The organism is Marinifilum fragile JCM 15579 (genome assembly GCF_001310955.1).
Taxonomy (GTDB): Bacteria; Bacteroidota; Bacteroidia; order Bacteroidales; family Marinifilaceae; genus Marinifilum; species Marinifilum fragile.
Genome location: NZ_BAZX01000022.1, coordinates 36,125 through 61,705 on the forward strand (window position 1 = coordinate 36,125; position 25,581 = coordinate 61,705).

Consider the following 25,581-nt stretch of genomic DNA (forward strand, 5'->3'; position numbering starts at 1 on the left):
ATGAATAATATATACTTAACCAACTAATGAATTGATTCTCATTTTTAAGATGTGCTTTAAGACAGACTTTAAAAATAATTTACTTTCTAAATAAGAATCTTTACTGGAATATTATTGTTGTATTGTAAGATGTATTACAACTTATAATTAGTACTATGCTGAGGTTTTAAGAGAATTTTATTTGTTTTATTATGCTACACATATAGTGTTCATGGGGTGTGTGGAGTTTTTAAATAATTAATGTGTAAAATAAACTATAAAATATTTTATTTCGAGGGTTACCTTTTTGCTTTATTCGGAATTAAGGGGTGTAATAAATGAATAGATCTATCGAAAGATAGGTGGTAACTTGACTCACTACCATTTTAATATTTATTTATTGATAATACATATTAACTAATTCTAAATTTTAATTTATGAAAAAGAACCTTTACTTTTTCCGAGTATGGGTAATGGCCATTGCCATGCTCATTTCAGTAAGTGCTTCGGCTCAGAAGCGAGAACACATTAAAATTGATCCAAACACTCGTTACGACAAGAATGAGCTGGTTTTAAAGTCGGCCATCGGTAGCGATTATCTGATCGACTTTAAGCTAAACTCCTATGATTTGCTCTATATTGCATCGGAGAATGCCTATAAGGTGGAAGCCAACAATATGGGAGATATTCTGGAAAAGGGTAATCCGGCTTTGCCTCGTTTTGCTCAATCCATCATGATTCCATCAAGTGCGGATATGCAAGTGGAAGTTTTGTCTTCGGAGTTTATCGAAATTAAGGATTTCAACGTGGTTCCTTCAAAAGGTAATCTTACCCGTGATATCGATCCAAAGTCTATTCCTTATAGCTATGGTGAGGCTTATCAGCAGGATGATTATTATCCTTCTAACTTGGCTTCGCTTAATGATCCATACATCTTAAGAAGTGTTCGCGGTCAGGCATTGGTGGTGAATCCGATCACCTACAATCCAGTTCAGAAAACCTTAAGAATCTATACACATATGGAACTGAAGGTGAGTGCAAGCGGAAAAGCATCTACCAAAAATACTTTAACTGGTGTCAAGTCTGCTGCTCCTGACAGGGGATTCGAAAAGGTATATGAGTCTCATTTCTTGAATTACGTTCCTTCGAGCACGAAATACACAGCTTTGAACGATGAGCCTGGCAACATGCTGATTATTTGTTACGATGATTATATGGATGAAATGGCTGATTTCGTTGCCTGGAAAAAGCAGAAAGGAATTCCTGTTGAGATGGTGGCATACAGCACCATTGGTAGTGCATCGGCTATTAAAACCTATGTGAGTAATTATTACAACACCAAGGGTTTAACTTATTTGCTATTGGTTGGTGATGCACCACAAGTTCCAACATCATCTACAAGTGCGGGTGATTCTGATAACAACTATGGCTTTATTGCTGGGAACGATCATTACATCGACATTTTTGTAGGACGTTTTTCGGCACAAACTGCTGCACAGGTAACTACTCAGGTAGAAAGAAGCATACATTATGAACGTGATATCAACTCTTCGGACACATGGTTGGCATCGGGTGTTGGAATTGCATCCGACGAAGGATCTAACCCATCAGACGAAGAGCACATGAATGCCATTCAAACCAAACTGGAAGGTTATGGATATACCATTTCTCGTTGTTACCAAAATGGAGGATCGGCTACGCAATTAACAAACTTGCTGAATGCCGGTAAAGGAATCATTAATTACGTTGGGCATGGTTCTATCACCGGCTTCGCAAGTATGGTATATACCAATACCAATGTAAACAATCTTACCAATGAGAACAAGCTGCCTTTTATTTTCGATGTGGCTTGTGTGAACGGGAACTTTAAAAATAATACTTGCTTTGCTGAAACATGGTTGCGTGCTACAAACAATGGCAAACCAACGGGTGCTATGGCCATTTGTGCTTCTACCATTAATCAATCGTGGGTGCCACCTATGATCGCGCAGAATGAGATGAACGACATTTTAATTGAGAGTTATGCCAATAACATTAGAAGAACTTTTACAGGCATTGCCTTAACGGGATGTTTAAAATGGTGGATGTTTACGGATCGGGCGGAGAAAATATGATTGATACATGGACTGTATTTGGTGATCCTTCTTTGCAAGTAAGAACCAAAACACCAACAGCAATGCAGGTGAATCATACAGCAACAGCTACACCAGGCTCCAACAGCTTTAGTGTAAGCAGTAACACCAACGATGCCTGGCTTTCGTTAACTCTTAATGGTGAGATTATTGGTACTGCTAAAATTAACAACGGTTCGGCAAATGTAAGCATTAGCCCATTGCCATCAAGTGGAACGATTAAACTTACAGTTACAGGCTATAACAAGATTCCGTATGTTGCTGATATTAACATTTCTGGAAGTGGAGTAGAAGAGGTAGTAGCCAATTTTACAGCGAATAAAACAAGTATATCCACCGGAGAAAGCATCAGCTTTACGGATTTATCATCTAATAATCCTACTTCGTGGAATTGGTCATTTGCCGGTGGTACTCCAACGGTAAGTACTGCTCAAAATCCTACAGTAAGCTATAATACTGAAGGTACTTACTCGGTATCCTTAACGGCAGCCAATAGCAGTAGTACCGATACCAAAACAATTACCAATATGATTACGGTAAGTGCACCAATTGCTCAAACTTACTGCGAAGCAACAACAAATGGCTGTAGTTCCTACGAGTACATCTCGAACGTTTCATTCGGAACCATCAATAACAATTCAACTTGCAATGGATATTCTGACAATACCTCCCAGGTGGCAAATGTTGAACAGGGACAAAGCTATGATATTACTGTAAGCATTGGTCGTCCTGATTCAAGAAACCAGGTAAGTGTATGGTTCGATTGGAATCGTGATGGAGAGTTTAGTGGAGCGAATGAGGAATATGCATTAAGCTACAATTATGGAAGTAGTGTTGGTACGGCAACTGGTAGCATTCAGGTTCCTGCAACAGCCAGCTTAGGTGCTACCCGAATGAGAGTGCGGGTTACTTACAATGAAACACCTCAGTCTTGTGGAAATACAACCTATGGCGAAATAGAGGATTATGGCATTCAGGTAGGAAGTGGAAGCAGTTCAAGAGATAGGGCATTAGGAGAAAATACAAGCATTAAGCTGTATCCTAATCCTGCTACCGATTATTTTAAGTTGGAACAAATTGGAATTTCAGGAGAAGTAAGTGTAAAGATCATCAACCTTACAGGTACTGTAGTCAATACCTTTATTTCCGACGGCTCAGATAAGTTTGATATTAGCAATTTAAGCAGTGGAATATACATTGTACAAGTAAGCTCTGGAGATGAGATCTGGACTAAAAAGTTAGTGGTGAAGTAATTAGATATGCTAATCACCCAGGGACTGTTGAATTCCCCTACTCACAGTCCCACCCCCTTACTAATTTGGTGCTTGAGTCACACCAATAGGTTCACTTAAGTTAAAATTAGGTGGAATTTACGTAGTAGTGTGGAACCGGATTTTCGATGCAAATTGATCTTCCGGTTCTTTTTTGTATTAGTATGCGATTTGTAATGAATCAAAAAATCTTATTGCAGTGATATTCTCAATAAGCCGTAACTTTACTAATACTTTCACTTTGAACCTTATTTAATGAACCGTACCGATAGAAATAAAGTGATGTTTCTGATATCATTTTGGATATTAGCGGCAGTATTTATTATCATTTACGAGTGGTCGGTCCTACGCTTTGAAGGAGTTCCTTACGACTTGCCTAAGGTGCTAAGTATAGGTTTATTAATTACTTTATTGAGTGCTGGATTAATAGCCTTTCTTGAAATTAAATACCTGTCAAGAATGTTTCGCAAAAGGAGTTTTCTGTATACGCTTTTGGTAAAATCCTCATTCTACTTGTTCAATATTATCATTTTTAATTCACTGGTCATTATGCTTGTGGCAGCCTTTAAACAGGAGGGGCTTAAGCTCGATCGCCAGGTGTGGATGCATTATACCAACTATGTTGTCTCATGGAGAATGTTTACAGGTATTCTCTTTTGGGCAGGAAATGTATTTTTTGCCTTGTTTGTGGTAGGTGTGGCGGAGAAATTTGGTCAAGGAGTATTGGTCAATTTTCTATTGGGTAAGTATCATCGTCCACGAGAAGAATCAAGGTTGTTTTTAATTATGGATCTTAATTCTTCAACAATTTACGCTGAGAAGTTAGGACATATAAAGTACAGTGAGATGATACAGGATTGTTTTTATGACTTAACCAAAGTGATTGCGAATACCGAAGCACAAATCTATCAATATGTAGGTGATGAAGTTGTACTAACTTGGAAGCAAAATGCAGATATCAACTACAAAGATTGTTTGAACGTATTTTTTCGATACCAAACCATGATGAAAACAAAGAGTGCCTATTACACCAAAAGATACGGAATGATACCAAAGTTTAAAGCCGGATCGGAGTTGGGAATGGTAACCGTTGCAGAGGTAGGAGAGATCAAGAAGGAGTTGGCCTATCACGGCAATCCGATAAATACAGCTTCTCGCTTGTGCAAAAGGTGCAATGAATTTGATACGAGTATTTTGGTTTCGGAAAATGTAATGAACGAGCTTAAGAAACAAAATGGTTTAAGCAATTACAAGCCGATAGCTCAGTTAAAGTTAAAAGGAAAAATGAGGCCATTAATTGTATATTCCATTAACGATTATATTCAAAATTTATGAATCCTTTAAATTCCTCAAATCATTTGTATAGTTTTATGCTTTCAAAATAAATATCAAATGAGCAAATACATCTATACATTACCACTTAAAGTACGAGATTACGAGTGCGATATCCAGGGAGTAGTTAACAATTCAGTCTATCAGACTATTTAGAGCATGCACGTCATGAGTTTTTGGAATCAATTGGTAGTAACTTTAAGCAACTACACGAAGAGGGAGTAGACGCCATGGTCTCTCGTATCGAGATAGATTATAAAACCTCACTAACCAGTGGCGATGAATTTGAAGTACGTTTAAGTATTGAAAGAGAAGGATTAAAATTGGTATTCAACGAGGACATTTACCGAAGCTCAGACAATAAACTTTGTGCCAAAGGAAAGGTATTTGTGATTTGTCTTGTTAATGGCAGATTGAGCAAAGGAGAGGTGTTCAATGAATTGTTTGGTAAATATCTTGTTTAAAATTTAACTTTCTGCATCAGGCAAAATACTGCCTGGTGTGGAACAAGCTTTCCTTCTAGTTCAACCTCCTTTATTTCCCGTATTTTAAAATGCGAACTCATTAAATCCTGAATTTCTTCTACAGATGAGAAATAGAGTTCAGTTCCAATAGGTGTTTTCCGGTATTTTCCTTCTCCTCCAAAGTTTTGATCCTTTTCGCTAAAACAAATTGAAAGATAATAGCTTCCCTCAGATAAAAGCTTACTTACATTCTGCACATACATTTCTCTGTATTCAGGATAAATATGATGAATGACTTCAAATTCATAGGCGAGTTCTATTGTAGGCAATATAATATCATTGGTCTTACACAAGTCTAGCTCGTAGAAATCTCCCTTTAAATTCTTGATTCCAAATAATTGATTAGCATGATTGATGGCTGTTTGAGAAATGTCAATTCCTGACACTTTGTATCCTTTTTGTGCAAAATAGGCAGCATAATATCCTAAACCACAACCTAAATCGAGTAAATGCGAAGGTGATGGAGCTAAGCTTTCTATGGTGTTGATTAAAATATCAGGAGGCGTTTCACGTTTCCATGGTATTTTATCAAAAGGTATTCCTTTATAAATGTCTTTTTTATTCATGTTCACCTAAGGAAGAAAAAAACAGCATTATTATCAAGTTATAGGCAACAAAAAAAAGGATCGAACTCCTCCGATCCTTTCCTAACATTAAATGTTAACCTTAATCTCAATCTATGATAAAACTACTCTATTCTTTTTTCTTCTTGAATACATTTCAAAGGTAAGGCAATACGCGGTTAAGAGCTGCAAAGGAAAGTTAAAAAAGATTAAATGTAATAGAATAAAAAATGGCTGAGAAACTCAGCCATTTTTATCTAACCATTAACCAACTAACTAAAAAACTCAGTTTATGAAAATCCCCTAATTTTCAATTGGCTTATTAGCTTGATATCCTGACAATAACAAGCTGCAAAACCGTTGTGAGCCTTAATCGGCGGCAAAAGTAGAAAGTATTTGTGAAATTACAAGTCTTGCCTGTATAAAATGTGAACTTTTAAACATTATTTAACACTTCATATATTGATCTTTTTTCATTTTTAGATTGACATCTATTTTTAGTTTCTCTATATTGCATGTAGAAAGCCTTCCAATTATCTTATTATCACCAAAATATTAGGATATCACAAGTTGTGGCACTGTATATTTTCATTGCTAATTGTGTAACTCTAATACTTTATTTCATGTTCGATCTTGATAAATGGCAGGAAATTTTTGAAACTATCCGAAAAAATAAACTTCGAACCATCCTTACAGGCTTTAGTGTTTCCTGGGGTATATTTATGCTGATTATCCTTTTGGGTTCTGGTAACGGATTGCAAAATGGGGTTTTAGATCAGTTTAAGCGTGATGCTATGAATAGCCTTTGGATTTATAGTGGAAGAACCAGTATGGCATTTGATGGCATGCAGCCTGGCAGAAGAATACAGTTTACCAATGAGGATTATGACCGCACCAAGGACTCTGGACTTGATGTGGATAAAATTAGCTCTCGCTATTCCATTTATAGAAACAACGTGATTTCGTACAAAACGGAGTATGTTTCCTATGAAATTATTGCTGTACATCCTGACACTGAAGTTTTAGAGAATACAACATCGCTTAAAGGAAGGTTTTTAAATGATGTGGATATAAACCAGTATAGGAAGGTGGTAGCCATAAGCACCATTTTAGAAGAAGCACTCTTTAAAAGAGAAGAGCCAGTAGGCAAATACATAAAACTCAATGGCATTCCATTTCAGGTTATTGGCGTTTTTACTGATTATTCTGATAGGGATTTACAAAGAGTGTATGTTCCTGTATCAACCGCTCAAAGGGTGTTTAATGGTGCCAATCGAATTTCCAACATGTCTTTTACTACCAATACTCATGATATTGAAGCATTACAGCAAATGGAGAATTATTTAAGAAAGAGTTTTGCTGCTCGTCATAAGTTTGATCCCAAAGACAGAAGGGCCATGTGGATTAATAATAATATGGAAGGCTATCAACGCACCATGGCATTGTTTTCAGGCATTAGAATTTTTGTTTGGATCATTGGTGTATTTACCATTATAGCTGGAATTGTAGGTGTTAGTAACATCATGATTATTGTTGTGCGTGAAAGAACCCGCGAAATTGGTATTCGAAAAGCATTAGGTGCAACTCCCAAGTCCATTGTTGGGTTAATATTGCTAGAATCGGTTCTGATAACCTCTGTAGCTGGATATATGGGCTTGGTACTAGGTGTATTATTATTAGAACTACTGGCTCCACATACTCAAATCGAATTTTTCATGAATCCATCAGTTGACCTAAGTGTAGGTTTACAGGCTACAGCTGTACTGGTTTTTGCTGGTTTATTAGCTGGATTTTTTCCAGCCTGGAAGGCGGCAAATGTAAAGCCAATAGAAGCTTTGGCTGATGAATAGAAAAATAAAACTCATTTCAATAAAAAAACTTTTAATCACTAAATGAATTATCATGTTTGATAGAGATCGATGGACCGAAATATACATGGCGCTTAAAAGCAATAAACTAAGAACATTTCTTACTGCTTTTGGTGTTTTCTGGGGTATTTTCATGTTAATTATCATGTTAGGATCCGGAAGAGGTTTGGAGAATGGTGTTTATCATGGTATGGGAGATTTCGCAACCAATTCAGTATTTATCTGGGCCCAGCCAACCAGCAAACCATATAAGGGTTACAAACAGGGAAGACGCTATAACTTCACCAATCAGGACACAAAAGCCATTTTAGATAACATCCACGAAATAGAAATTCTTGCACCGCGTATTCAAGCCTGGGGTGGAGGTGATGGCGAAAATAATGTAATTAGAGGTTTAAAAACGGGAGCATTTAGTATTCTTGGAGATGTTCCTGAAGTTAATAAAATAGATCCGGTAACAATTACTTCAGGTAGATTTATTAATAAAGTAGACGTCAACGACAAGAGAAAGAATGCAGTAATTGGCAAGCGTGTAATTGAAGTTCTATTTGAAGAAGGTGAGGAACCAGTTGGAAAGTATATTAAGATTAATGGGGTTTACTTTCAAATTGTGGGAACCTTTAAATCCATGCATAATCAGGGTTGGGGTGATTGGCAAAATCAATGTGTAATTATTCCATTTACAACCTTGCAAAAAACATACAATTATGGCAATCGAGTAGGTCACTACTCCATTACCTCGAAAAAAGAATACTCTGCAACATTGGTCGAAGAAAAGGTGAAAAATTTACTCCGAAGACGTCATACAATTCATCCAGATGATCAAAGAGCATTTGGAAGTAATAATGTTGAAAAAGAGTTTATTCAAATTAACAACTTATTTATAGGTATAGCTGGTTTAATATGGATTGTTGGTACTGGCACACTCCTTGCTGGTATCATTGGAGTTAGTAATATCATGCTATTCATTGTTAAAAAACGAACCAAAGAGATTGGAATACAACGTGCATTGGGAGCTTCTCCATCAGTGATTATTAGTTCAATACTTACAGAATCTGTAGTACTAACAGCTATAGCAGGTTGGATTGGTCTTGTTTTTGGCGTCTTTCTTTTAGAGGTCATTACAAAAGCAATTCAAAATGGTGGAGGAGATGAAAGTATGTTCTCCAATCCAGAGGTTGATTTCAATATTGCAATTATTGCCTTAATAATTTTAATCATCTCAGGCTTGGTTGCAGGGATAATTCCAGCTAAAAAAGCAATGGCAGTACGTCCAATTGAAGCAATTCGAGATGATGGATGATGAACAATATTAGGTGTATATGATTGATAATCGGCACTGTAGTATGGTAGTTTTTATGAATGGATGTGTGCTTTCATGTAATTTTGAGAAGAAGGTATGGTCATGCTAAAAAACTATATTTACCATCAAAATAGTACTGTCTATTAAAGATTCCCAAAATTGGATAACAATCAGTAAAGTGAATGGTTTGAATTTTATGTTATTTTTTTATATTTTGGATGGACCATAAAATAATAATAATCATGAAAACTTTCACAAAAACAATAACTCTGCTATTGCTAATAATCTCTCATTTAAATTGCTTTACCCAAGAAATCGTAATTAAAGGAAAACTTACAACCTATAAAGCAATACCTGTTGTAAACGCTGATGTAATTGTTCAAAGTAGTAAAAAGACTATTAAAACAGATGAGACGGGCGCATTTACATGCGTTTGCCAAATAAAAGATAAAATTACATTTTCAGCTGTAGGTTTTATTAAGAAAATTTATAAAATCAAAAAGAATGAGAATGGAAATATTACTGTTGATTTGAAGCTCTCTTCTAAAGCTGATTCAGGAGAGAAGGCAATTAAAGCTGCTCATATACTTGAATTGGATAAGTTTAGAGAGCTTGTAAATCAGGGTGTTAATCATAAAGATTATTCAAAATATAGCACTTTAATGGAAGCTCTTAGCAATGAATTTCCTTTATTAAAAATTACATCAAATGAAATAATAATAAGAGGGCCCTCCTCGATTCAACTATCCAGTAGTGCTGGAATTGAGGTGGATGGAGTACTAGTAGGCTTAGGTATGTTGAAGTCTCTAAATCCTAATAATATAGCTAGTATAGAAGTAGTAAAAGGTAGTGAAGCTGCAAGGTATGGAGCTAGAGGCGCAAATGGGATGATTGTTATTAAAACAAAAAAATAATACTGCGCTATGTTTAAAATGTTCCAATTCTGTTTTTTAGGCTCCAATAAATTTTGCTTATAAATCTTTAGTGCAAAATGCTTCAAGCTTGTTATTAATACATGTAAAAATATGAAACTTAAAAAAGTAATTTTCTTACTAGCATTATCGCAATTCATTTTTCTTTTTACTAAAGCCCAGACATTACTAGTAACAGGTAAAGTTGTAGTATTTGATTCTATACCAGTTGTTAATGCCAATGTAATAGTAAAGAGTACTAAAGAAACCGTTAAAACCAATCATTTGGGAGTGTTTAAATGTGAGTGTAATGAAAAAGATAAATTAATAGTTATTGCTAAAGGTTTTAATAAATATACTATAAAGGTCAAAAAGAAGAGTAATGAGTTGATAGGCAAATTAAAATTGGCTAAAATTCCCAAAGCAGAAGAAATTGCAATCAATAAAGGACATATTCTGATGATTGAGTCATTTAAAGAATTAGCAAAAAAGTATTCTGGTCAAAAGGATTACTCAAAATACACATCCTTTATGGATATTATTAGAAATGAATTTCCTACTTTGCAAATTTCAAATGGAGAAATTATAATACGAGGGAAATCATCATTCTATGGATCAAGTGCTGCAAATATTGAGATTGATGGAGTTATGACAGATTATTCGGCATTGTCTAATATATCACCAACAAATATTGCTAAAATTGAAATTATAAAAGGCAGCGATGCTGCAATCTATGGAGTTCGAGGAGGAAATGGAGTGGTAAAGATAACCACCAAGAAATAATTGCTAATAAATAAGGAAAGAGGGTGTCAAATTAAAAATTGACACCCTCTCTGTATTAAAATAGCTCATCTATTGAAAGATATCTTTCTCCAGTGTCGTAATTAAAGGTCAGAACTGTCGCACCTGGTTCAGCTGAATTTAGTTGCTTGCTAACTGCAGCAAGTGATGCACCAGTAGAAATACCAGCAAGTACGCCTTCTTTAACAGCTAGTTCCTTTACTTTAGCAAAAGCTTCGTCTTTACTTACCTGAATCGCTCCATCAAGTATTTCTGTATTTAAGTTTTTAGGTATAAAACCTGCACCAATGCCTTGCAATGGGTGAGGTCCTGGTTGGCCTCCACTAATTACAGGTGATGCCTCTGGTTCTACAGCAAATACTTTAAGGTTTGGAAATTTTTGCTTTAAAATTTCAGCAACACCACTAATATGTCCTCCTGTTCCAACACCTGTTATTAGGTAATCTATACCTTCAGGGAAATCTGCTATAATTTCCTTAGCGGTGGTGGTTCTGTGAATTTCAACATTGGCCTCATTGTCAAATTGTGATGGCATCCATGAATTAGGATTGCTAGCAATTAATTCTTCGGCCTTTTCGATCGCACCTTTCATTCCCAACTCTCTTGGTGTAAGCACAAATTCGGCTCCATATGCTGCCATAAGACTTCGTCTTTCAACCGACATTGATTCTGGCATTACCAAAATTAACTTATATCCTTTAACAGCAGCTACCATTGCTAATCCAACACCAGTATTTCCAGAAGTTGGTTCAATGATTATTGATCCTTCCTTTAGAGATCCATCTTTTTCAGCCGTTTCTACCATAGATAAGGCAATTCTATCTTTAATACTTCCTGCAGGATTTGATCTTTCAAGTTTCATCCAAACATTGGCACCATTAAAAATTTTATTAAGTTTTAATACTGGAGTATTTCCAACTCCTTCTAAAATATTGTTCAGTTTCATTTGGTTGATATTTAAATTTGAAAATTGATAATTTTACTTTCATCAAGGTTTGTTCTAACCTTAGTTTCATGTTTGTGATAAACGATACTATTTGATTCTACACTCGAAGTTAACCATACATTACCCCCAATAATACTGTTTCGCCCAATTACAGTATCACCACCTAATATCGTGGCACTTGAATAGATAATTACATTATCCTCTACGGTGGGATGTCTCTTCTTTTTGGCTAAACTTTTTTTAACTTGTAGTGCTCCTAAAGTCACTCCCTGATATATTTTTACATTATTCCTTATTACTGCAGTTTCACCAATTACAACACCAGTTCCATGATCTATAAAAAATGATTCCCCGATTGTTGCTCCAGGGTGAATGTCAATACCCGTTTTTGTATGAGCATACTCACTCATGAGTCTAGGAACGGTTGGAACTCCAAGTCGATACAAGACATTGCTAAGACGGTAAACCATTATTGCAAAAAAACCTGGATAGGCTATTATACTTCACCAATAGTTTCCGCAGCTGGATCAAACTTTTGTATTGCTTCAGCATCTTTCAAAAGGGCACGATACACAGATGGGATTTTTACCATAAAATCTTGTGTGATTTGTTCAACCGACTTTTTCAATTCAAATTTTACAGGTAAGAGCAATAGTTTTAAAGTTGATTCCATCTGATAAAGTAAAGATTCTTCGGCACAACAACTTTTGCTTCTCCTAGCGCTAATTGGAAATAGGGTGTTCATGGCCTCTTCAACAAATCGGTGTGCTAAATCTCTTGCAGGCATGTCAATTTCATTGTTGTTTCTGGAAGCTTGCAATTCATCCATTACTTTACTTAAATAACTCATCGTTTTATGATTTTTAATATATTGATACGTAAATATTTAGGTAAACATTTAAGTAAACCTAAGAGGGGATTGTTAGTAAGATTGACTATCTACCAACAACAACAGCAACAACAGACTTGATTGTTGTTGTATTCAAACATTTGGGAATAATTTGAAAAGGATTGTTGAATTGAATGCACGCCAAACGTAATCGAATAAGTTCGATCTGATTGTTTGATTCTGATATGCTTTAAATTCCTTTTCATTTTGAAGTTTCTAGAAGCAAACTTAAAAAAAATAAATTAAACAAGACTCTTAAGTCTGAATATTTCTGTTAAAAAAATGTTATTTATTTTAGCAATGTAAAAAAATAACTTTAACGAGCTTTTTTATTACTTTTAATATTGTAACACAAACTAACTGAAAATGAATACATCAAAATATGTTTGCCCGAAATGTGGGAATAATAAGTTTGAAACTGATGAGTTTAGAGCTACAGGGGGTAGGTTTGCTAAGATTTTTGATGTTCAAAACAAAAAATTTACTACAATAACATGTTCCAGATGTTCTTATACTGAATTGTACAAAGGAACCACTAGCCAATTAGGAAATATCTTTGATTTCTTAACCAATTAAAATCATTTTAATGAAGAAAAAATTACTTTTTGTGTGTTTGGGAAATATATGTCGATCACCAAGTGCTGAGGCAGTTATGAATGGATTTTTAAAAGTAAATATGCTCAATGATGAATTCGAATGTGATTCTGCAGGAACAGGAGGATGGCATGTTGGAGAAAGAGCTGATAGCCGAATGCGGACTCACGCTGCTCGAAGGGATTATGACTTAACAAGCATTGCAAGACAGTTTAATCCGAAGAATGATTTTGATGAATTTGACCTTATTATTGGTATGGATGCACAAAATGTATCCGATTTGCAAGATATAGCAAGAAATTCGGAAGATTTACATAAAATCAAGTCTATGACTGATTATTGTACCCGATACAAACATTACAATTCGGTTCCTGATCCATACTATGGTGGAGCAGATGGTTTTGAATTGGTTCTTGATATTTTAGAAGATGCATGCGATGGATTATTAAAACAAATCAGTAAATGATAGAATCTCAAATTATTGAGAAAATAGAAGATTGGGCAGAATGCAAAATACAGAAGCAAAAATCTGTATCGGGAGGTTCTATTTCCCAAACCAATTTAATTAAATTAGAGGATGGCAGAACCTGTTTGCTTAAAACAGGTTCTGAATATTCCGATGGCTTTATTAAGGAAGCTAATGGACTTAAGGAAATTGAGAAGGCTGCTTGTATCAGAACCCCAAAGATTTATCTCGTTGAAGAAGAATTGTTATTAATGGAGTTCATTGAACAAGGACTTAAAAATCAGGACTTCTTTATTAAATTTGGAAAACAACTGGCCGAATTGCACAGTCGCACAAGTTTGAAGTTTGGTTTTAAAGAAGACAATTATATCGGTAGTACGCCTCAGCTTAATATTCCAATGGGAACTGAAGCTGATAGTTGGATTGACTTTTACTATAACAAAAGGTTGTTATATCAATATAAATTAGCAGAAAAAAAACAATTGGTTGGAAATGAATTAAAAAATGGATTTTTAGTTCTCGAAAACAGAATTGAGGAAATACTTGAAGGAAGTGAAGAAAAGCCTTGTTTGTTGCATGGAGATTTGTGGGGAGGGAACTATTTGTGTGATTTGGCTTCAAATCCGGTTTTAATTGATCCTGCAGTGTATTATGGGCATCGCGAAGCCGATTTGGCAATGACTAAGCTTTTTGGAGGATTTAATAATGAATTCTACCAATCTTACAGTAAGAGCAAACCTTTACCACAAGGATATGATTACCGGGAAAATATTTACCTGTTATATCATGTACTTAATCACTTAAATTTATTTGGATCTTCATATTATGGACAAGCTGTCCGTTTGGTATGGTCTTATTTGCACTAGGAACAAACTAATTGGGTTAAGGCAAAAAGAAATCTTCTGCAATATTTTCAAGCTGTTTATAGGAGATTAGCTTTCCATTTCTGTGATATTCCTCTATTCTGACTAAGCCAACGTTGATTGCGTACCATTCAATTAGCTTTGTTTTGTTTCGTGAAATTCCTGAATAAGAGATTTTATCAGAGGAAACCTTATAGCATTTAAATTTGCCAACAGGTGTTTCAATATTTTCTACTCCATCTACCTTACGATTTACCAATAAAATAGTCATAGACATCAAAACTGCCCCTGTCCCCCTCAAAATATCGGCTTGACAAGATGCTTCGGGCAGCATTTCTCCAATAAATGGTTTAAAAGGCAAAACAATACTATCTGCATCAATTTTAACTTCCATTTTCTTGTAAGAATTCAATTTAATAGGATCCAAATATTTATCGACTCCAATATAGAAAATTGAATCTTTTGAAGAGAAATGAAAATATTGGTAGAAGGTGTCCTGTTTTACAGTAGTAATTTCTGATTCAATATTATATCTGATTTTGTCTCTTTCATCTTGGGTTTTTCCTACCAATTGCCAAACTTCGGTATAAGTTTTACGATTTTTTTTGTCGTAATTTACATACCATACCTTAAAATTTCTCTTCGAAGGCATGTATGAAAAATTTCTTTGTGCGTAGCAATTAGCTGAAAAAAGTATAAGAATGAGAATAGAATAAATTTGCTTCATTAAATTGAGATTAAGATAGAGGTCGTTTCTTAATCAAATTTACATAAATTTAGAAGCGGCTAAAAACTTTATTGCCTTAATTTGTCAAACTTCTATTGTATTCTAAATTATGGTAGAGATATTTAATTATTATTAAAATCCACTATATTAGCTGTTACAATCTTAACACCAACCTATAATATTAATTTTTAAACGTTTTATGAATGAAGAGAAATTTTTTAGTAGGTTTTACCGCTATTCTATTGGGATTTAGTGCTTGCAGTAGTAGTGTGGATGAAATTAGCGAAGAAGAGATATCCCAAACTATCGAAATAAATTCAGAACTTCTCATTGATTTGGTAAATGAAGTAAGAGCTTCAGGTACAACTTGTGGAAATACATACTATCCTCCGGTAGATGCCATAGTTTGGAATAATAAGTTGGAACAGGCGGCTGTAAATCATAGCAAGGACATGCATGAAAATAATTTTTTCTCTCATGAATCTCCTGACGGAAGTACCCTAACAAAGCGCTTGCGAGAGGTTTGTTATAATTACTCTAAAGCAGGAGAAAACATAGCTAAAGGTTATTTGAATGAACAGCAGGTTTTAAATGGCTGGTTAGTGAGTGAGGGACATTGTGCAAATATTATGAACGGTAATTTTAAAGAAATGGGCGAGTGGCGAGTGGGGAACTACTGGACTCAGAATTTTGGAGCACAAAGATAAAATTACAGACATAAAAAAACCACACCGAGCGTTAATCGGTGTGGCTTATATCTGTTTGTTTGAAAAGCTTTAAGTCTGTCTGTTAAAACTTAAATTAATTTTGTTGTGAAGCGAATTATTCCGACACTACTTCAAATTCGATCTCAACCTTAACTTCTTTGTGAAGTTTGATTGAAGCGGTATATTTACCGATCTCTTTTACAGCGTCTTTAATAGAAATCACTTTTCTGTCAATTTCAAATCCTTTTTCAACTAATGCTTCAGCGATTTGGATATTGTTAACAGAACCGAAAATCTTACCAGTAGTACTAGTTTTAGCACCTAAACTTAAAGTAACACCTTCTAGTTTTTTAGCAACTTCTAATGCTTCGTTCTTAATTTTTTCCTCTTTATGAGCTCTTTGTCTCATGTTTTCAGCATGCATTTTCTTAGCTGACTCTGTAGCTAAAACAGCAAAACCGTTAGGAATTAAATAGTTTCTTCCGTAACCATTCTTAACAGTTACGATATCGTTCTTATATCCTAAAGTATGGATATCTTGTTTTAAGATTACTTCCATTTCGTTTCCTCCTTCTTTAAAGATTATTTCATCATGTCAGTTACGTATGGTAGTAATGCTAAGTGACGAGCACGTTTAACAGCAGTAGCTACCTTTCTTTGATATTTTAAAGAAGTACCTGTGATACGACGAGGTAAAATCTTACCTTGCTCGTTTAAGAATTTCTTCAAGAATTCAGGATCTTTGTAATCAATGTACTTGATCTTGTTTTTCTTGAAACGACAGTATTTTTTCTTTTTGATCTCAACTGAAGGTGGGGTCAAATATCTGATTTCTGATTGATTCTGTGCCATAGCTTATTTCTCCTCTTTAGTTTCTTTAAGGTTTCCTTTTCTTTTAATTGAATACTCATAAGCGTATTTATCAAGCTTGAAAGTTAAGAAACGCATGATTCTTTCATCACGTCTGTAGTTAACTTCTAATTTCTCGATGAATTCACCTGGAGCTTCAAATTGAAGCAATTGGTAAAAACCAGTGCTTTTTTTCTGAATTGGATAAGCCAGCTTGCGCAGTCCCCAGTTCTCTTCATTTTCAATCTTACCGCCATTTTCGGTAATAAGAGTCTTGAATTTTTCTACCGCTTCCTTTACCTGAGCTTCAGATAAAACGGGAGTTACAATGAAAACGGTTTCATAATGATTCAACATAACTTAAATAATTTAATTAATACTTAATAATTAAGTGTTTTTATCGAGCCGCAAAATTAACTATTCTTTTTTGATTTTTCAAGAATATCAATTCTTTATTCAGCTACGAATTACAAATGTACAGAATGCAAGTTTATTAGTAAAGGACTTTAGCGAATTAATTTAAAGTAATTTGAAGCTGGAAGGGCATAAAATATGCTGTTTTTAATCAATCTGTATTCTCTAACTTCCTTGGCAAGATATCTATTTTTTTGTACCTTATTGTAACAGTATAACTAAACTCAGGCTTATGAAGGACAGGATGATAACATTAGCGACCTATAGTTACTCTAGAGCCCAGTTGCTTCAAACTCGTCTGGAATCAGAAGGGGTAGAGTGCTATTTAAAAAATTTAAACCTAATCCAATCTGCCATTGGAGGAGGAGTAAAGGTAAGAATAAAAGAAGAAGATCTTAATCGGGCTTTAAAAATTATCGAAGAACTTGATTTAAGTTACGCACAGGAAGATTTAGATGCAGCGTTTCCACATCAAAATATTGATATAAATCGCATTCTGGTTCCTGTTGATTTTTCAGATTTCTCTCCAAAGCTTTGTGATTCTGCAGTTGGGATTGCGAAAAAGTTTAATGCTGACATTCTACTTTTTCACACCTATTTTGCTTCAGCCATTGAAACTGTTCCATTTTCTGATAGTTATTCTTACAATTCAACTGTTGTAGAAGTATTATCGGAAGTTGAAAAGAATGACAAAAGCAAAAATCAAAGAGCTGTATTACGATATACGAAATAGGTTAGAAAAGGAAAAAATTGAAGGGATAGAGGTGGATTATGCACTTAGCGGAGGAACTGCTTCGTCCGAAATTTTAAATATATGTAACAAATATCAACCCGATTTAATGATAATGGGCAGTAGAGGTGAAACTGCAGGAACAACAAACCTCCTTGGCAGTGTAGTTTCTAATGTAATAGAAGAAACAAATGTCCCTATGCTTATTTTATCTGATCAAGGTGATGAAGTTGATTTTGAAAACATTCGCAACATCATGTATGCGACAGATTTTGATAAAGCAGATTTTAGGGCAATTGCCAATCTTAAATACATTACTCAGCCTTATGATATGAAAATACACTGCATTCATTTTGAAGATAAATCTACTAATGATCCACTCGAAGAACACCGAATGCAGATTCTTCGCAAGTATTTAAAACGTGCATTTGGAGATTCTGAAGTGAGTTGTAGAATTATTTATGAAGATGAAAAGATGGAAGGAATTGACAAATATATTCATGATCATGATATAGGAGTAATAGCAATTTTGGCTAGAAAACACAATCTGTTGCAAAGATTATTCTTTGGGCAAATGTCACGAAAGCTATTTATAAAAACGCATATGCCAATTTTGGTTTTCCATTAAATAGCAATAGGTTTAATAAGAAAAAGACGCAAATTGCGTCTCTTTTTATTTTACTTGCTCCCCAATCAATACAGGCTCTGTATCGGTAGTGATATTCTTTATTTTTACTCTGTAGAAGTGATTCTTCTTTAGTTTGAATCCTTTAAACTCTACAGGGACATAATGCTCTCCATATCCTTTCGCATTTTCCCCATCCGTTTTTTCTACCAAAACGATTTGTTCTTTATCTATAAACCCATTTCTGTATTGAAATTTTACATCATCCGCAATTTCTCTTAAAACTTCACTTCTTTGAGTTTTAATTCTTTCATCAACCTGAGATTGCATTCGTTCGGCCCGTGTTCCTTTTCTTATAGAATATTTAAAAGCATGAACATGGCCAAATTGCAGCTCTTTGATGACATTACATGTTGCTTCAAAATCTTGATCAGACTCGCCAGGAAAACCAATAATAATATCGGTAGTAATATTAAAATCAGGACGATAGGATCTAATTTTATTTGCAATTTCCATAAATCTCTTAATACTATACATTCTTCTCATTTGCAAAAGGATAGGGTCAGAGCCACTTTGCAAACAAAGATGAAGATGTGGAGTCATTTTAGGGTGATTTAACAAACCCAAAAATTTATCACCAAAGCCATCAGGTTCGATGGATGATATACGCAAACGAAAATCTCCATCTAAATCCAGAATTTGCTCAACTACATCGTCGAATTTGAAATTCTCGTATTCATATCGGCCAATGTTTACACCAGTTAAAACAACCTCTTTTGCTCCTTTAGCAATTACGCTTTTAACATTTTCCAAAATGTCCTGAATAGGTCTACTTACCGCTCTACCACGTACCGAAGGAATGATACAAAATGTGCAAAAATTATCACATCCATCTTGTATTTTTACCATGCTTCTTGTGTGAAAACCCTTATCAGTTGATCCATAAGAAAATAGATCATAATTTAATTTCGATGGATGAAAAATCTCACCATTATAATGTGCTTCTACCAACGAGAATACCGAACTTTTGTGGTCATTTTCAACTACATAATTAATCTCATCGCGGCCTTCGAGTTCATTTTTGGCATTATTTGCCATACATCCTGTTACCACTAAAACAGAATCTGGATTTTTTCGGTTGGCTTGACTGATGAAATTTCTAGATTTATGATCACTTTGGTGAGTTACTGTACATGAGTTAATTACATACACATCTGCCTCTTTATTAAAAGGAACTAGCTTAAAGCCATTATCCTGAAATTGAGAAGCTATGGCATCGGTCTCATATTGATTCAACCTACAACCTAAGGTTTTAAAAGCTACTTTTTTCACGCTACTTTTTCATTTACAGCAACCAGTTCTCCTTCTACAGAAAAATCGGCAGCTGATGTAATTTTAATATCAACAAACTCACCTATTAAGGAACTGTCCGACGATAAAAATCGAACATTTATCTTTCCTTCTGTTAATGCAGTTAAATATCCATCGTGTCTTGCTTCTCCTTTTACCAAGACTCTAAATATTTTACCAACCATGGTATCATTATAGGCTCTGGAATGAACTTTTAAGTCTTCGGTCAATTGATGATGACGCTGCTTTTTTACATCTAAACTTACATCATCAAACCATCTGTGACTTAATGCTCCAGGACGAGGAGAATACATGGCAATATAAGCCATATTGTATTGGAATTCGTTCATGGCTTTTCTTGTATTCTCAAACTGTTCGTCATTTTCACCTGTAAATCCAACAATAATATCCGTAAATAAAGTTGCTTGAGGAATTAATCTTCTTATTGTATGTACAATCTGGCGGTACTTTTCGACACCATGTTTTCTATTCATGTGAATCAAAACCTTATCGTCACCCGATTGTATAGGAAGATGAATCTGCTTTGCAAGACAGTCATAGTTAGCAATTACCTCAATCACTTCATCCGTCATATCACGCGGATGTGGCGAAGTAAAATAAACCCAAAATTCCTTTTGTAGTTCATTGCCTAATTTTCCTATTCGTCTTAAAAGCTCAGGAAAATCAATCTCTTCACCCTTTTTATCCAGTCCATAAGAATTAACATTCTGTCCAAGCAATGTAATGGATTTAAAACCATTCTCTACCAAGTTTTTAATCTCTTTTACAATTTCATCAGATGGGCGAGACACCTCTCTACCTCTTGTATATGGCACAGCACAAAAAGAACAGAATTTATCACATCCATTTTGAATTGGCACAAATGCTTCAAAATCTGAAGTGTAATTTGGTTTTACATTCCAAAATTCAGAAATATTCTCATTTCGAGCATCAAAACCACTTTGCAATCCAACTGGAGTAGAAATTCCATATTGCTGAATCATTTCAGGCAATTTGGGCAAATCTTTCATCTGAAAAATGATATCAAACAGTTTTAAAAACTTCTCTAAATCTGATGGTAAAATGCAACCAGAAACAAAGGTCACAAGATTTCGTTTGTTCTTCCAAAGGTTCCATTTATGAATTTTGGAGTATACTTTATCAATCGCTTTTTGGCGCACAGAACAAGCTAATATACCAATTAAATTAGCTTCTTCTTCATGATCGGTCCATTGGTATCCCATTTTTTCAATAACCGAACGAACACGTTCTCCATCGGAAGCATTCATTTGGCAACCCAACGATACTAAGTGATATTTCATGTTTATTATTTGAATTGTAAATTACTTTTATGCATTTGATAAGTAGTATTTAAGATATTGTATATCTAAAATTTACTCAATCAAAATCCAGAACTAAAAATATACTTCCGTATGAATAGGTCCCAAATTAATGCCCTGTTTTTCAAGTATATCATATGCCTCATAAATCATATGGCAATTCCCGCACAAATAACAGACCGTATCAGAAGACACAGGGTTTTGTTTTAAATATTCTGTTACTCTACCATGAAAATCACCTGATTTCTCTCTGGAAGTACACAATATATATTTGTTTTTTTTGTAGGCCTCTCTTTCGTAGGCTTCTTCTTCCTTTCTCACGCCATGCAACAGTTGGTAATCCATATTGGGATGAGTTGCTATGAAACTATGAATAGGAGAGATTCCCGTTCCTGTAGCAATAAATAAAAACTTCTTCTCCGATATTTCGTCTTCTTTTAAAGAAAAATGCCCGAATGGTCCATCTACATCTAAATAATCGCCAGGTTTACAACGTTTTAATTTCTTCGACACCAAACCATCTTCCACCTCTTTAATCAATACCTCTAAAAACTCATCCTGCTCTGAACTATAAATTGAATATTCTCTTCGATCAATACTACCAGAAAATCCTAAGGTGATATATTGTCCTGTTTTAAAAGTAAAATCTTTCTTCTCCATTTTTATAACATAAGTAGACGGAGTAAGATTTCTTATTTCAATAACTTTATGTGATCTCATACAAATTTGCTATTTTCTTGATTTTCCCTCCACAATTCCTTGTTTTTATTTATGTGGAATCTTTATAAATAAGGGATTACAAAAAAATAGAAATTTCATTTAAGTTACAAGAATTATCAGACCTTTTTCTCTCTTTTGAGATGAAAAAAGTCCATTTTTTACAAAAAAGACATAAATATCATGGATTTCATCTAGTTTCTGTTAGATTTTGGCCCATAATATTTTCATGTATTGCACTGAATTAATGATTATTATATGGTTTTAGTTGTTTTTTAAGTCTCTTAGAATCGATTATTTGTCACCTGCCTTAGTTCTTGGACAGAATAAATTGTAAATTTCAGTATAAAATTTTTATTGCTTTCTGTGAAATTCATCACATTATTTATTTGAGATCGTTTTTATTATCAAGTTAGCATTTTGGTATAATGTCGATTGATTAATGGTATTATTTGAAAAATGCAGAAAAATCAATTTCTGATTTTTTAAAATCATCAATTACCGGAATCTCAACAATCGGACAATCAAAATTTATTTTATTCAAATAATGTTTGAAAACTTTTATTGAGTCTTTCAAGATAAATTCACTATTGGCAGGAAAGTGATTATAAATTAATCCATGTAGTGGAATATTTCTTTTTTGCAAAATCTCCAAGCTAAGTAGGGTGTGATTGATGCTACCCAATTTGGAAGAGCTAACCAAAATGGTTGGATATTTCTTTTCCTCCAAGAAATCCAGTAGTGAATAATCCAATGTAATAGGAACATTTAATCCTCCAACACCTTCTAAAAGAACAACATCAAACTCATCATCTAATTGTTTACTTGAATTGTTAATTTTCTCAATATCGATTGTTTTATTTTGCATTTCAGCAGCCAAATGAGGTGATGCAGGATAGTCGAAAACAAAAGGGCAGGTGGTTCTGTCTTTATCAACATCCATTAAATCAATCCCCATTATTTTGCGGTGAGTTTGAATGTCTTCTGATATTCCTTTACAACCTGTTTGTGCAAATTTTTGTGTTACGACATTTACTTGCTTATTCAATAAGTGTTTGGCTAATAGTCCTGTGGCAAAAGATTTTCCAGCATCTGTATCGATGCCAGCAATAAAATATATCGACATGTAAATTATTTTTTAGGTTTTGCAATAAAGTAAATTGGCTGATAGGTTAGAGGGACACCTAATTCGGTTCCAAAGAGGTCCAAATAATCCTCTTCAAATCTTTTTAAGTCACTCTTTGTCCATACTTTACCAGGAAGTCCATTTACTCCAGTTTGTTTCATGTGCTTTAATACGTCTACTGGATCAGCAAAGTATCTTTTGATTGTTTCTCTATCACTCCATATGATTTCGAACTTATCAGACAGTAACCTTTCATGTTTTCCAAATGATAAATAATTTAACCCTTTTCCTTCTATATCCCTAATCTCTCGATAGTTATCAGGACCAAAGGAGCTAAAGACCAATAAAGATTCGGAGGTTAGGGTATCATAAATATTACTCAAAAACAACTCCAAATCCGTGAACCATTGAAAAGTAGAACTTGATATGACCAAATCAAGATTCTTAGGGAGCTCAATTGACTCAATATCTCCACCATAAAATTGAATGCTATTATCTATATTTTGTAATACCTCTTTATACTCCTCAACAATATCATTAGCGAAGTATTCTGTTGCCTTAAAATGACGAAAAAATTTCTCTGTTAAAACAGCAGGTCCGCACCCAATTTCAAGAACCTTTTGAAAATTATCCTTTTTAATGTTCAGTAATTCATTTATAAGTCTCGATGCAATAGCTTCTTGAACTATTGCATGTTTGCGATAGGTTTCAATGCTTTTTACAAAACTTTTTTGAACATTTCCTTTATTAACATTCTGATTTTCCACAACTTAAATCTTCAATTATCTCATCCCACGAACTCCATTTGTCATAGCAATAATGAGGATATTTTCGCTCTATAATATCAATATATCCATTCCATGCACGTTTTTGATTGTCTGCAGAGAATATTAAATCCTGTTCGCCAACTAAGGCTTTATTATAAATTGACCAATCAACAAGGTGATTTTGAATTAAATGCTGTAATGTTTTTAATTCCTGTAATTGATCATCAAATTCTCTATTTGGAACATTTGATTTAAAGTGATGGAAGGCGGATTTTCCTCCACACATTCTCATCCAAAATTTTTCCAAACTCTTCAAACTTAATCCATCTATAGTACCCTGAAAAACTGCAGAAGGTATACCTTTTAGATTATCAATTGGGTTTAGTGTACCATTAATAGCTATTGCGTCAGTAAATAAACTCTGGTGAGCTTTTAATAAAAGATTTGCAATGTAAACACCTAATGACCAAGAAATAAGATAGATTTCTTCGTAATCTTCAAAAATACAATTTACTTCCTTAGGAAGTAAAATATCCTTATAATCATGGCAACTAATAACATCATACTCTTTTGAAGCTAGATGCTGAAATGGCTTTTCGTCACAACTCCAACCATTAAAAAATAGAATACATTTCCTTTTTGAGGACTTATGTAACCATTTAATTTTCATCACAATACTCTTTTATTAATTTTGGCACATCCTGTAGGTCTTCCCAATCCATATCTGCACAAATCGACAAACGCAAACGTGAAGTTCCAACTGGAACAGCGGGTGGTCTAATTGGAAAGACCAAAAATCCTTTCTTTTGCAGATACTCAGCTAAATTTACACATTTTTGACTATCACCGATAATTACAGGAACAATATTCGAATTGCCATCGGTTTTTAATCCTAATTCTATAAGTTTATCTCTCAACTTTTTAGCCAAAGACATCACATGCTCTCTTTCTATTCGCATTTTAATAATGGTGCGCAACATGATAATGTTCCAACTAACAACAATGGGAGGTAAGGCCGTTGTAAAAATTAAGGATCTCATTCGATTAATTAGGTATTTTTTAATGATTGAATCACAAATTACAAATGCACCGATTGAATTCATAGCTTTACCAAAAGTACCTACCAAAAGGTCTATTTCATGCATTAAATTAAGCTCTTCAGCTAATCCTAGCCCCTTTTCACCTCTTACTCCTAAAGAATGAGCTTCGTCGAGGTACAAAAAGCAATTGTATTGTTTCTTTAGTTCAATTAGTCTAAATAAATTAGCTTCATCACCGTCCATACTAAAAATTGATTCGCTAACAATGAAAACCCTATCATACTGATTTCTTTTACTCTGTAAAATGGTTTCAAGGTGTTTGTAATCCAAATGTCTAAAACGCATGTTTTCTGCATTTGACAAGCGAATTCCATCTATTATACTGGCATGATTTAACTTATCAGATAAGATTAAATCGCCTTTTCCTGATAAAGCTGATAGAATTCCAATATTTGCATGATATCCAGAATTGAAAAATAGGGCAGAACGAGTGTATAATTTTTCTAATTCTGTTTCCAGCATGTCATACTCCTGAAAGTTACCTGTTAACAGTCGTGATGAACCGGATCCAAAAGCATTTCCCTTAGGCCTTGGAATATTTTTTTTTCTTACTCCTAAATAATCATTGGAGGAAAGGTTTACTTTGAAGTCTTTATCAGAGATCTTCTTTAATGATCTCAAGTTCCCAGAATCCTCTAATTTTCTTAATTCTTCTTTATATCTCTCTAATAAATTATTCATCACAAA

28 protein-coding genes and 1 pseudogene are annotated in these 25,581 nt (G+C 34.2%); 14 read left to right on the forward strand and 15 right to left on the reverse strand.

What is annotated here, in order from left to right:
* The first annotated feature begins 416 nt into the window (after positions 1-416).
* The 4 genes and pseudogenes from JCM15579_RS14655 to JCM15579_RS14670 form a co-directional block, all read left to right on the forward strand.
* Positions 417-2,093, forward strand: coding sequence for a C25 family cysteine peptidase (locus JCM15579_RS14655; RefSeq protein WP_054721189.1), 1,677 nt, complete (start codon positions 417-419; stop codon positions 2,091-2,093).
* Positions 2,057-3,364: a GEVED domain-containing protein gene (locus tag JCM15579_RS14660; protein WP_172677446.1), complete on the forward strand. Its 1,308-nt coding sequence runs from the start codon at positions 2,057-2,059 to the stop codon at positions 3,362-3,364. The genes JCM15579_RS14655 and JCM15579_RS14660 overlap by 37 nt, the downstream gene beginning before the upstream one ends.
* 273 nt (positions 3,365-3,637) lie before the next feature.
* Entirely contained in the window at positions 3,638-4,717 is a 1,080-nt protein-coding gene (locus tag JCM15579_RS14665; RefSeq protein WP_054721191.1) for an adenylate/guanylate cyclase domain-containing protein, read from the forward strand.
* A gap of 155 nt (positions 4,718-4,872) precedes the next feature.
* Positions 4,873-5,178: pseudogene (locus tag JCM15579_RS14670) on the forward strand (acyl-CoA thioesterase); the annotation flags it as partial.
* Here JCM15579_RS14670 and JCM15579_RS14675 read toward each other — a convergent pair.
* Complete coding sequence (locus JCM15579_RS14675; protein ID WP_054721192.1) at positions 5,175-5,804, reverse strand: class I SAM-dependent methyltransferase; 630 nt, start codon at positions 5,802-5,804, stop codon at positions 5,175-5,177. The pseudogene JCM15579_RS14670 and the gene JCM15579_RS14675 overlap by 4 nt on opposite strands.
* Positions 5,805-6,424: 620 nt before the next feature.
* Here JCM15579_RS14675 and JCM15579_RS14680 point away from each other — a divergent pair.
* The 4 genes from JCM15579_RS14680 (at position 6,425) to JCM15579_RS14695 (ending at position 10,666) form a co-directional block, all read left to right on the forward strand.
* Positions 6,425-7,651, forward strand: coding sequence for an ABC transporter permease (locus JCM15579_RS14680; protein ID WP_054721193.1), 1,227 nt, complete (start codon positions 6,425-6,427; stop codon positions 7,649-7,651).
* A 52-nt stretch (positions 7,652-7,703) separates the two neighbouring features.
* Positions 7,704-8,972: an ABC transporter permease gene (locus JCM15579_RS14685; protein WP_054721194.1), complete on the forward strand. Its 1,269-nt coding sequence runs from the start codon at positions 7,704-7,706 to the stop codon at positions 8,970-8,972.
* Positions 8,973-9,214: 242 nt separating this feature from the next.
* Entirely contained in the window at positions 9,215-9,886 is a 672-nt protein-coding gene (locus tag JCM15579_RS14690; RefSeq protein WP_054721195.1) for a TonB-dependent receptor plug domain-containing protein, read from the forward strand.
* A 111-nt stretch (positions 9,887-9,997) separates the two neighbouring features.
* Positions 9,998-10,666, forward strand: coding sequence for a TonB-dependent receptor plug domain-containing protein (locus tag JCM15579_RS14695; RefSeq protein WP_054721196.1), 669 nt, complete (start codon positions 9,998-10,000; stop codon positions 10,664-10,666).
* Between the two features lie 55 nt (positions 10,667-10,721).
* Here the strand turns inward: JCM15579_RS14695 and cysK are convergent, their stop codons facing one another.
* From cysK to JCM15579_RS21585, 3 genes are read right to left on the reverse strand one after another with little or no spacing between them, the layout of a single operon-like run.
* A complete protein-coding gene (gene cysK, locus JCM15579_RS14700) occupies positions 10,722-11,630 on the reverse strand; it encodes a cysteine synthase A (protein ID WP_054721197.1) in 909 nt (302 codons plus the stop codon).
* 11 nt (positions 11,631-11,641) lie between these two features.
* Positions 11,642-12,100, reverse strand: coding sequence for a serine O-acetyltransferase (locus JCM15579_RS21580; RefSeq protein ID WP_245625925.1), 459 nt, complete (start codon positions 12,098-12,100; stop codon positions 11,642-11,644).
* 26 nt (positions 12,101-12,126) lie between these two features.
* A complete protein-coding gene (locus tag JCM15579_RS21585) occupies positions 12,127-12,480 on the reverse strand; it encodes a hypothetical protein (RefSeq protein ID WP_245625927.1) in 354 nt (117 codons plus the stop codon).
* A 405-nt stretch (positions 12,481-12,885) separates the two neighbouring features.
* Here JCM15579_RS21585 and JCM15579_RS14710 point away from each other — a divergent pair, with 405 nt between their 5' ends.
* The 3 genes from JCM15579_RS14710 to JCM15579_RS14720 are packed head-to-tail and all read left to right on the forward strand — an operon-like array spanning position 12,886 to position 14,445.
* Positions 12,886-13,095 carry a zinc ribbon domain-containing protein gene (locus JCM15579_RS14710; protein WP_054721198.1) on the forward strand — a complete coding sequence of 70 codons (210 nt, stop codon included), beginning with the start codon at positions 12,886-12,888 and terminating at the stop codon, positions 13,093-13,095.
* Between the two features lie 10 nt (positions 13,096-13,105).
* Complete coding sequence (locus JCM15579_RS14715; protein WP_054721199.1) at positions 13,106-13,579, forward strand: low molecular weight protein-tyrosine-phosphatase; 474 nt, start codon at positions 13,106-13,108, stop codon at positions 13,577-13,579.
* Entirely contained in the window at positions 13,576-14,445 is an 870-nt protein-coding gene (locus tag JCM15579_RS14720) for a fructosamine kinase family protein (protein ID WP_054721200.1), read from the forward strand. The genes JCM15579_RS14715 and JCM15579_RS14720 overlap by 4 nt, the downstream gene beginning before the upstream one ends.
* 16 nt (positions 14,446-14,461) lie before the next feature.
* Here the strand turns inward: JCM15579_RS14720 and JCM15579_RS14725 are convergent, their stop codons facing one another.
* Complete coding sequence (locus JCM15579_RS14725) at positions 14,462-15,094, reverse strand: TapB family protein (protein ID WP_054721201.1); 633 nt, start codon at positions 15,092-15,094, stop codon at positions 14,462-14,464.
* Positions 15,095-15,372: 278 nt separating this feature from the next.
* Here JCM15579_RS14725 and JCM15579_RS14730 point away from each other — a divergent pair, with 278 nt between their 5' ends.
* Positions 15,373-15,876 carry a CAP domain-containing protein gene (locus JCM15579_RS14730; protein WP_054721202.1) on the forward strand — a complete coding sequence of 168 codons (504 nt, stop codon included), beginning with the start codon at positions 15,373-15,375 and terminating at the stop codon, positions 15,874-15,876.
* A gap of 115 nt (positions 15,877-15,991) precedes the next feature.
* Here JCM15579_RS14730 and rplI read toward each other — a convergent pair whose 3' ends face one another.
* Genes rplI through rpsF form a run of 3 tightly spaced genes read right to left on the reverse strand, consistent with a single transcriptional unit; the run spans position 15,992 to position 17,082 of the window.
* Positions 15,992-16,435: a 50S ribosomal protein L9 gene (gene rplI, locus JCM15579_RS14735; protein WP_054721203.1), complete on the reverse strand. Its 444-nt coding sequence runs from the start codon at positions 16,433-16,435 to the stop codon at positions 15,992-15,994.
* A gap of 23 nt (positions 16,436-16,458) precedes the next feature.
* A complete protein-coding gene (gene rpsR / locus JCM15579_RS14740; RefSeq protein WP_054721204.1) occupies positions 16,459-16,728 on the reverse strand; it encodes a 30S ribosomal protein S18 in 270 nt (89 codons plus the stop codon).
* Between the two features lie 3 nt (positions 16,729-16,731).
* Positions 16,732-17,082 (reverse strand): 30S ribosomal protein S6, encoded by a 351-nt coding sequence (gene rpsF, locus JCM15579_RS14745; protein WP_110359545.1) that lies wholly within the window; start codon positions 17,080-17,082, stop codon positions 16,732-16,734.
* Positions 17,083-17,371: 289 nt separating this feature from the next.
* Between rpsF and JCM15579_RS14750 the strand changes: the two genes are divergently transcribed.
* Both JCM15579_RS14750 and JCM15579_RS14755 read left to right on the forward strand, forming a co-directional pair.
* Positions 17,372-17,872 (forward strand): putative signal transducing protein, encoded by a 501-nt coding sequence (locus JCM15579_RS14750; protein WP_083464701.1) that lies wholly within the window; start codon positions 17,372-17,374, stop codon positions 17,870-17,872.
* Positions 17,826-18,497, forward strand: a complete 672-nt coding sequence (locus tag JCM15579_RS14755; RefSeq protein ID WP_054721206.1) for a universal stress protein — start codon at positions 17,826-17,828, stop codon at positions 18,495-18,497. The genes JCM15579_RS14750 and JCM15579_RS14755 overlap by 47 nt, the downstream gene beginning before the upstream one ends.
* Positions 18,498-18,542: 45 nt before the next feature.
* On the opposite strand, the gene mtaB is transcribed toward JCM15579_RS14755, so the two are convergent.
* From mtaB to JCM15579_RS14790, 7 genes are all read right to left on the reverse strand, one after another.
* The gene (gene mtaB / locus JCM15579_RS14760) at positions 18,543-19,826 is read right to left on the reverse strand and encodes a tRNA (N(6)-L-threonylcarbamoyladenosine(37)-C(2))-methylthiotransferase MtaB (RefSeq protein WP_054721207.1); all 1,284 of its coding nucleotides are present in this window, start codon (positions 19,824-19,826) and stop codon (positions 18,543-18,545) included.
* Positions 19,823-21,166 (reverse strand): tRNA (N6-isopentenyl adenosine(37)-C2)-methylthiotransferase MiaB, encoded by a 1,344-nt coding sequence (miaB, locus tag JCM15579_RS14765; protein ID WP_054721208.1) that lies wholly within the window; start codon positions 21,164-21,166, stop codon positions 19,823-19,825. Before miaB ends, mtaB begins: the two co-directional genes overlap by 4 nt.
* A gap of 93 nt (positions 21,167-21,259) precedes the next feature.
* Entirely contained in the window at positions 21,260-21,904 is a 645-nt protein-coding gene (locus JCM15579_RS14770) for a ferredoxin--NADP reductase (RefSeq protein WP_054721209.1), read from the reverse strand.
* Positions 21,905-22,349: 445 nt separating this feature from the next.
* On the reverse strand, positions 22,350-23,027 hold the full coding sequence (gene bioD, locus JCM15579_RS14775; protein WP_054721210.1) for a dethiobiotin synthase: 678 nt from the start codon (positions 23,025-23,027) through the stop codon (positions 22,350-22,352).
* A gap of 5 nt (positions 23,028-23,032) precedes the next feature.
* Entirely contained in the window at positions 23,033-23,794 is a 762-nt protein-coding gene (gene bioC / locus JCM15579_RS14780; RefSeq protein ID WP_054721211.1) for a malonyl-ACP O-methyltransferase BioC, read from the reverse strand.
* Complete coding sequence (locus JCM15579_RS14785; protein WP_054721212.1) at positions 23,775-24,464, reverse strand: DUF452 family protein; 690 nt, start codon at positions 24,462-24,464, stop codon at positions 23,775-23,777. Before JCM15579_RS14785 ends, bioC begins: the two co-directional genes overlap by 20 nt.
* Positions 24,454-25,575, reverse strand: a complete 1,122-nt coding sequence (locus tag JCM15579_RS14790; RefSeq protein WP_054721213.1) for an aminotransferase class I/II-fold pyridoxal phosphate-dependent enzyme — start codon at positions 25,573-25,575, stop codon at positions 24,454-24,456. The genes JCM15579_RS14785 and JCM15579_RS14790 overlap by 11 nt, the downstream gene beginning before the upstream one ends.
* Positions 25,576-25,581 lie beyond the last annotated feature (6 nt).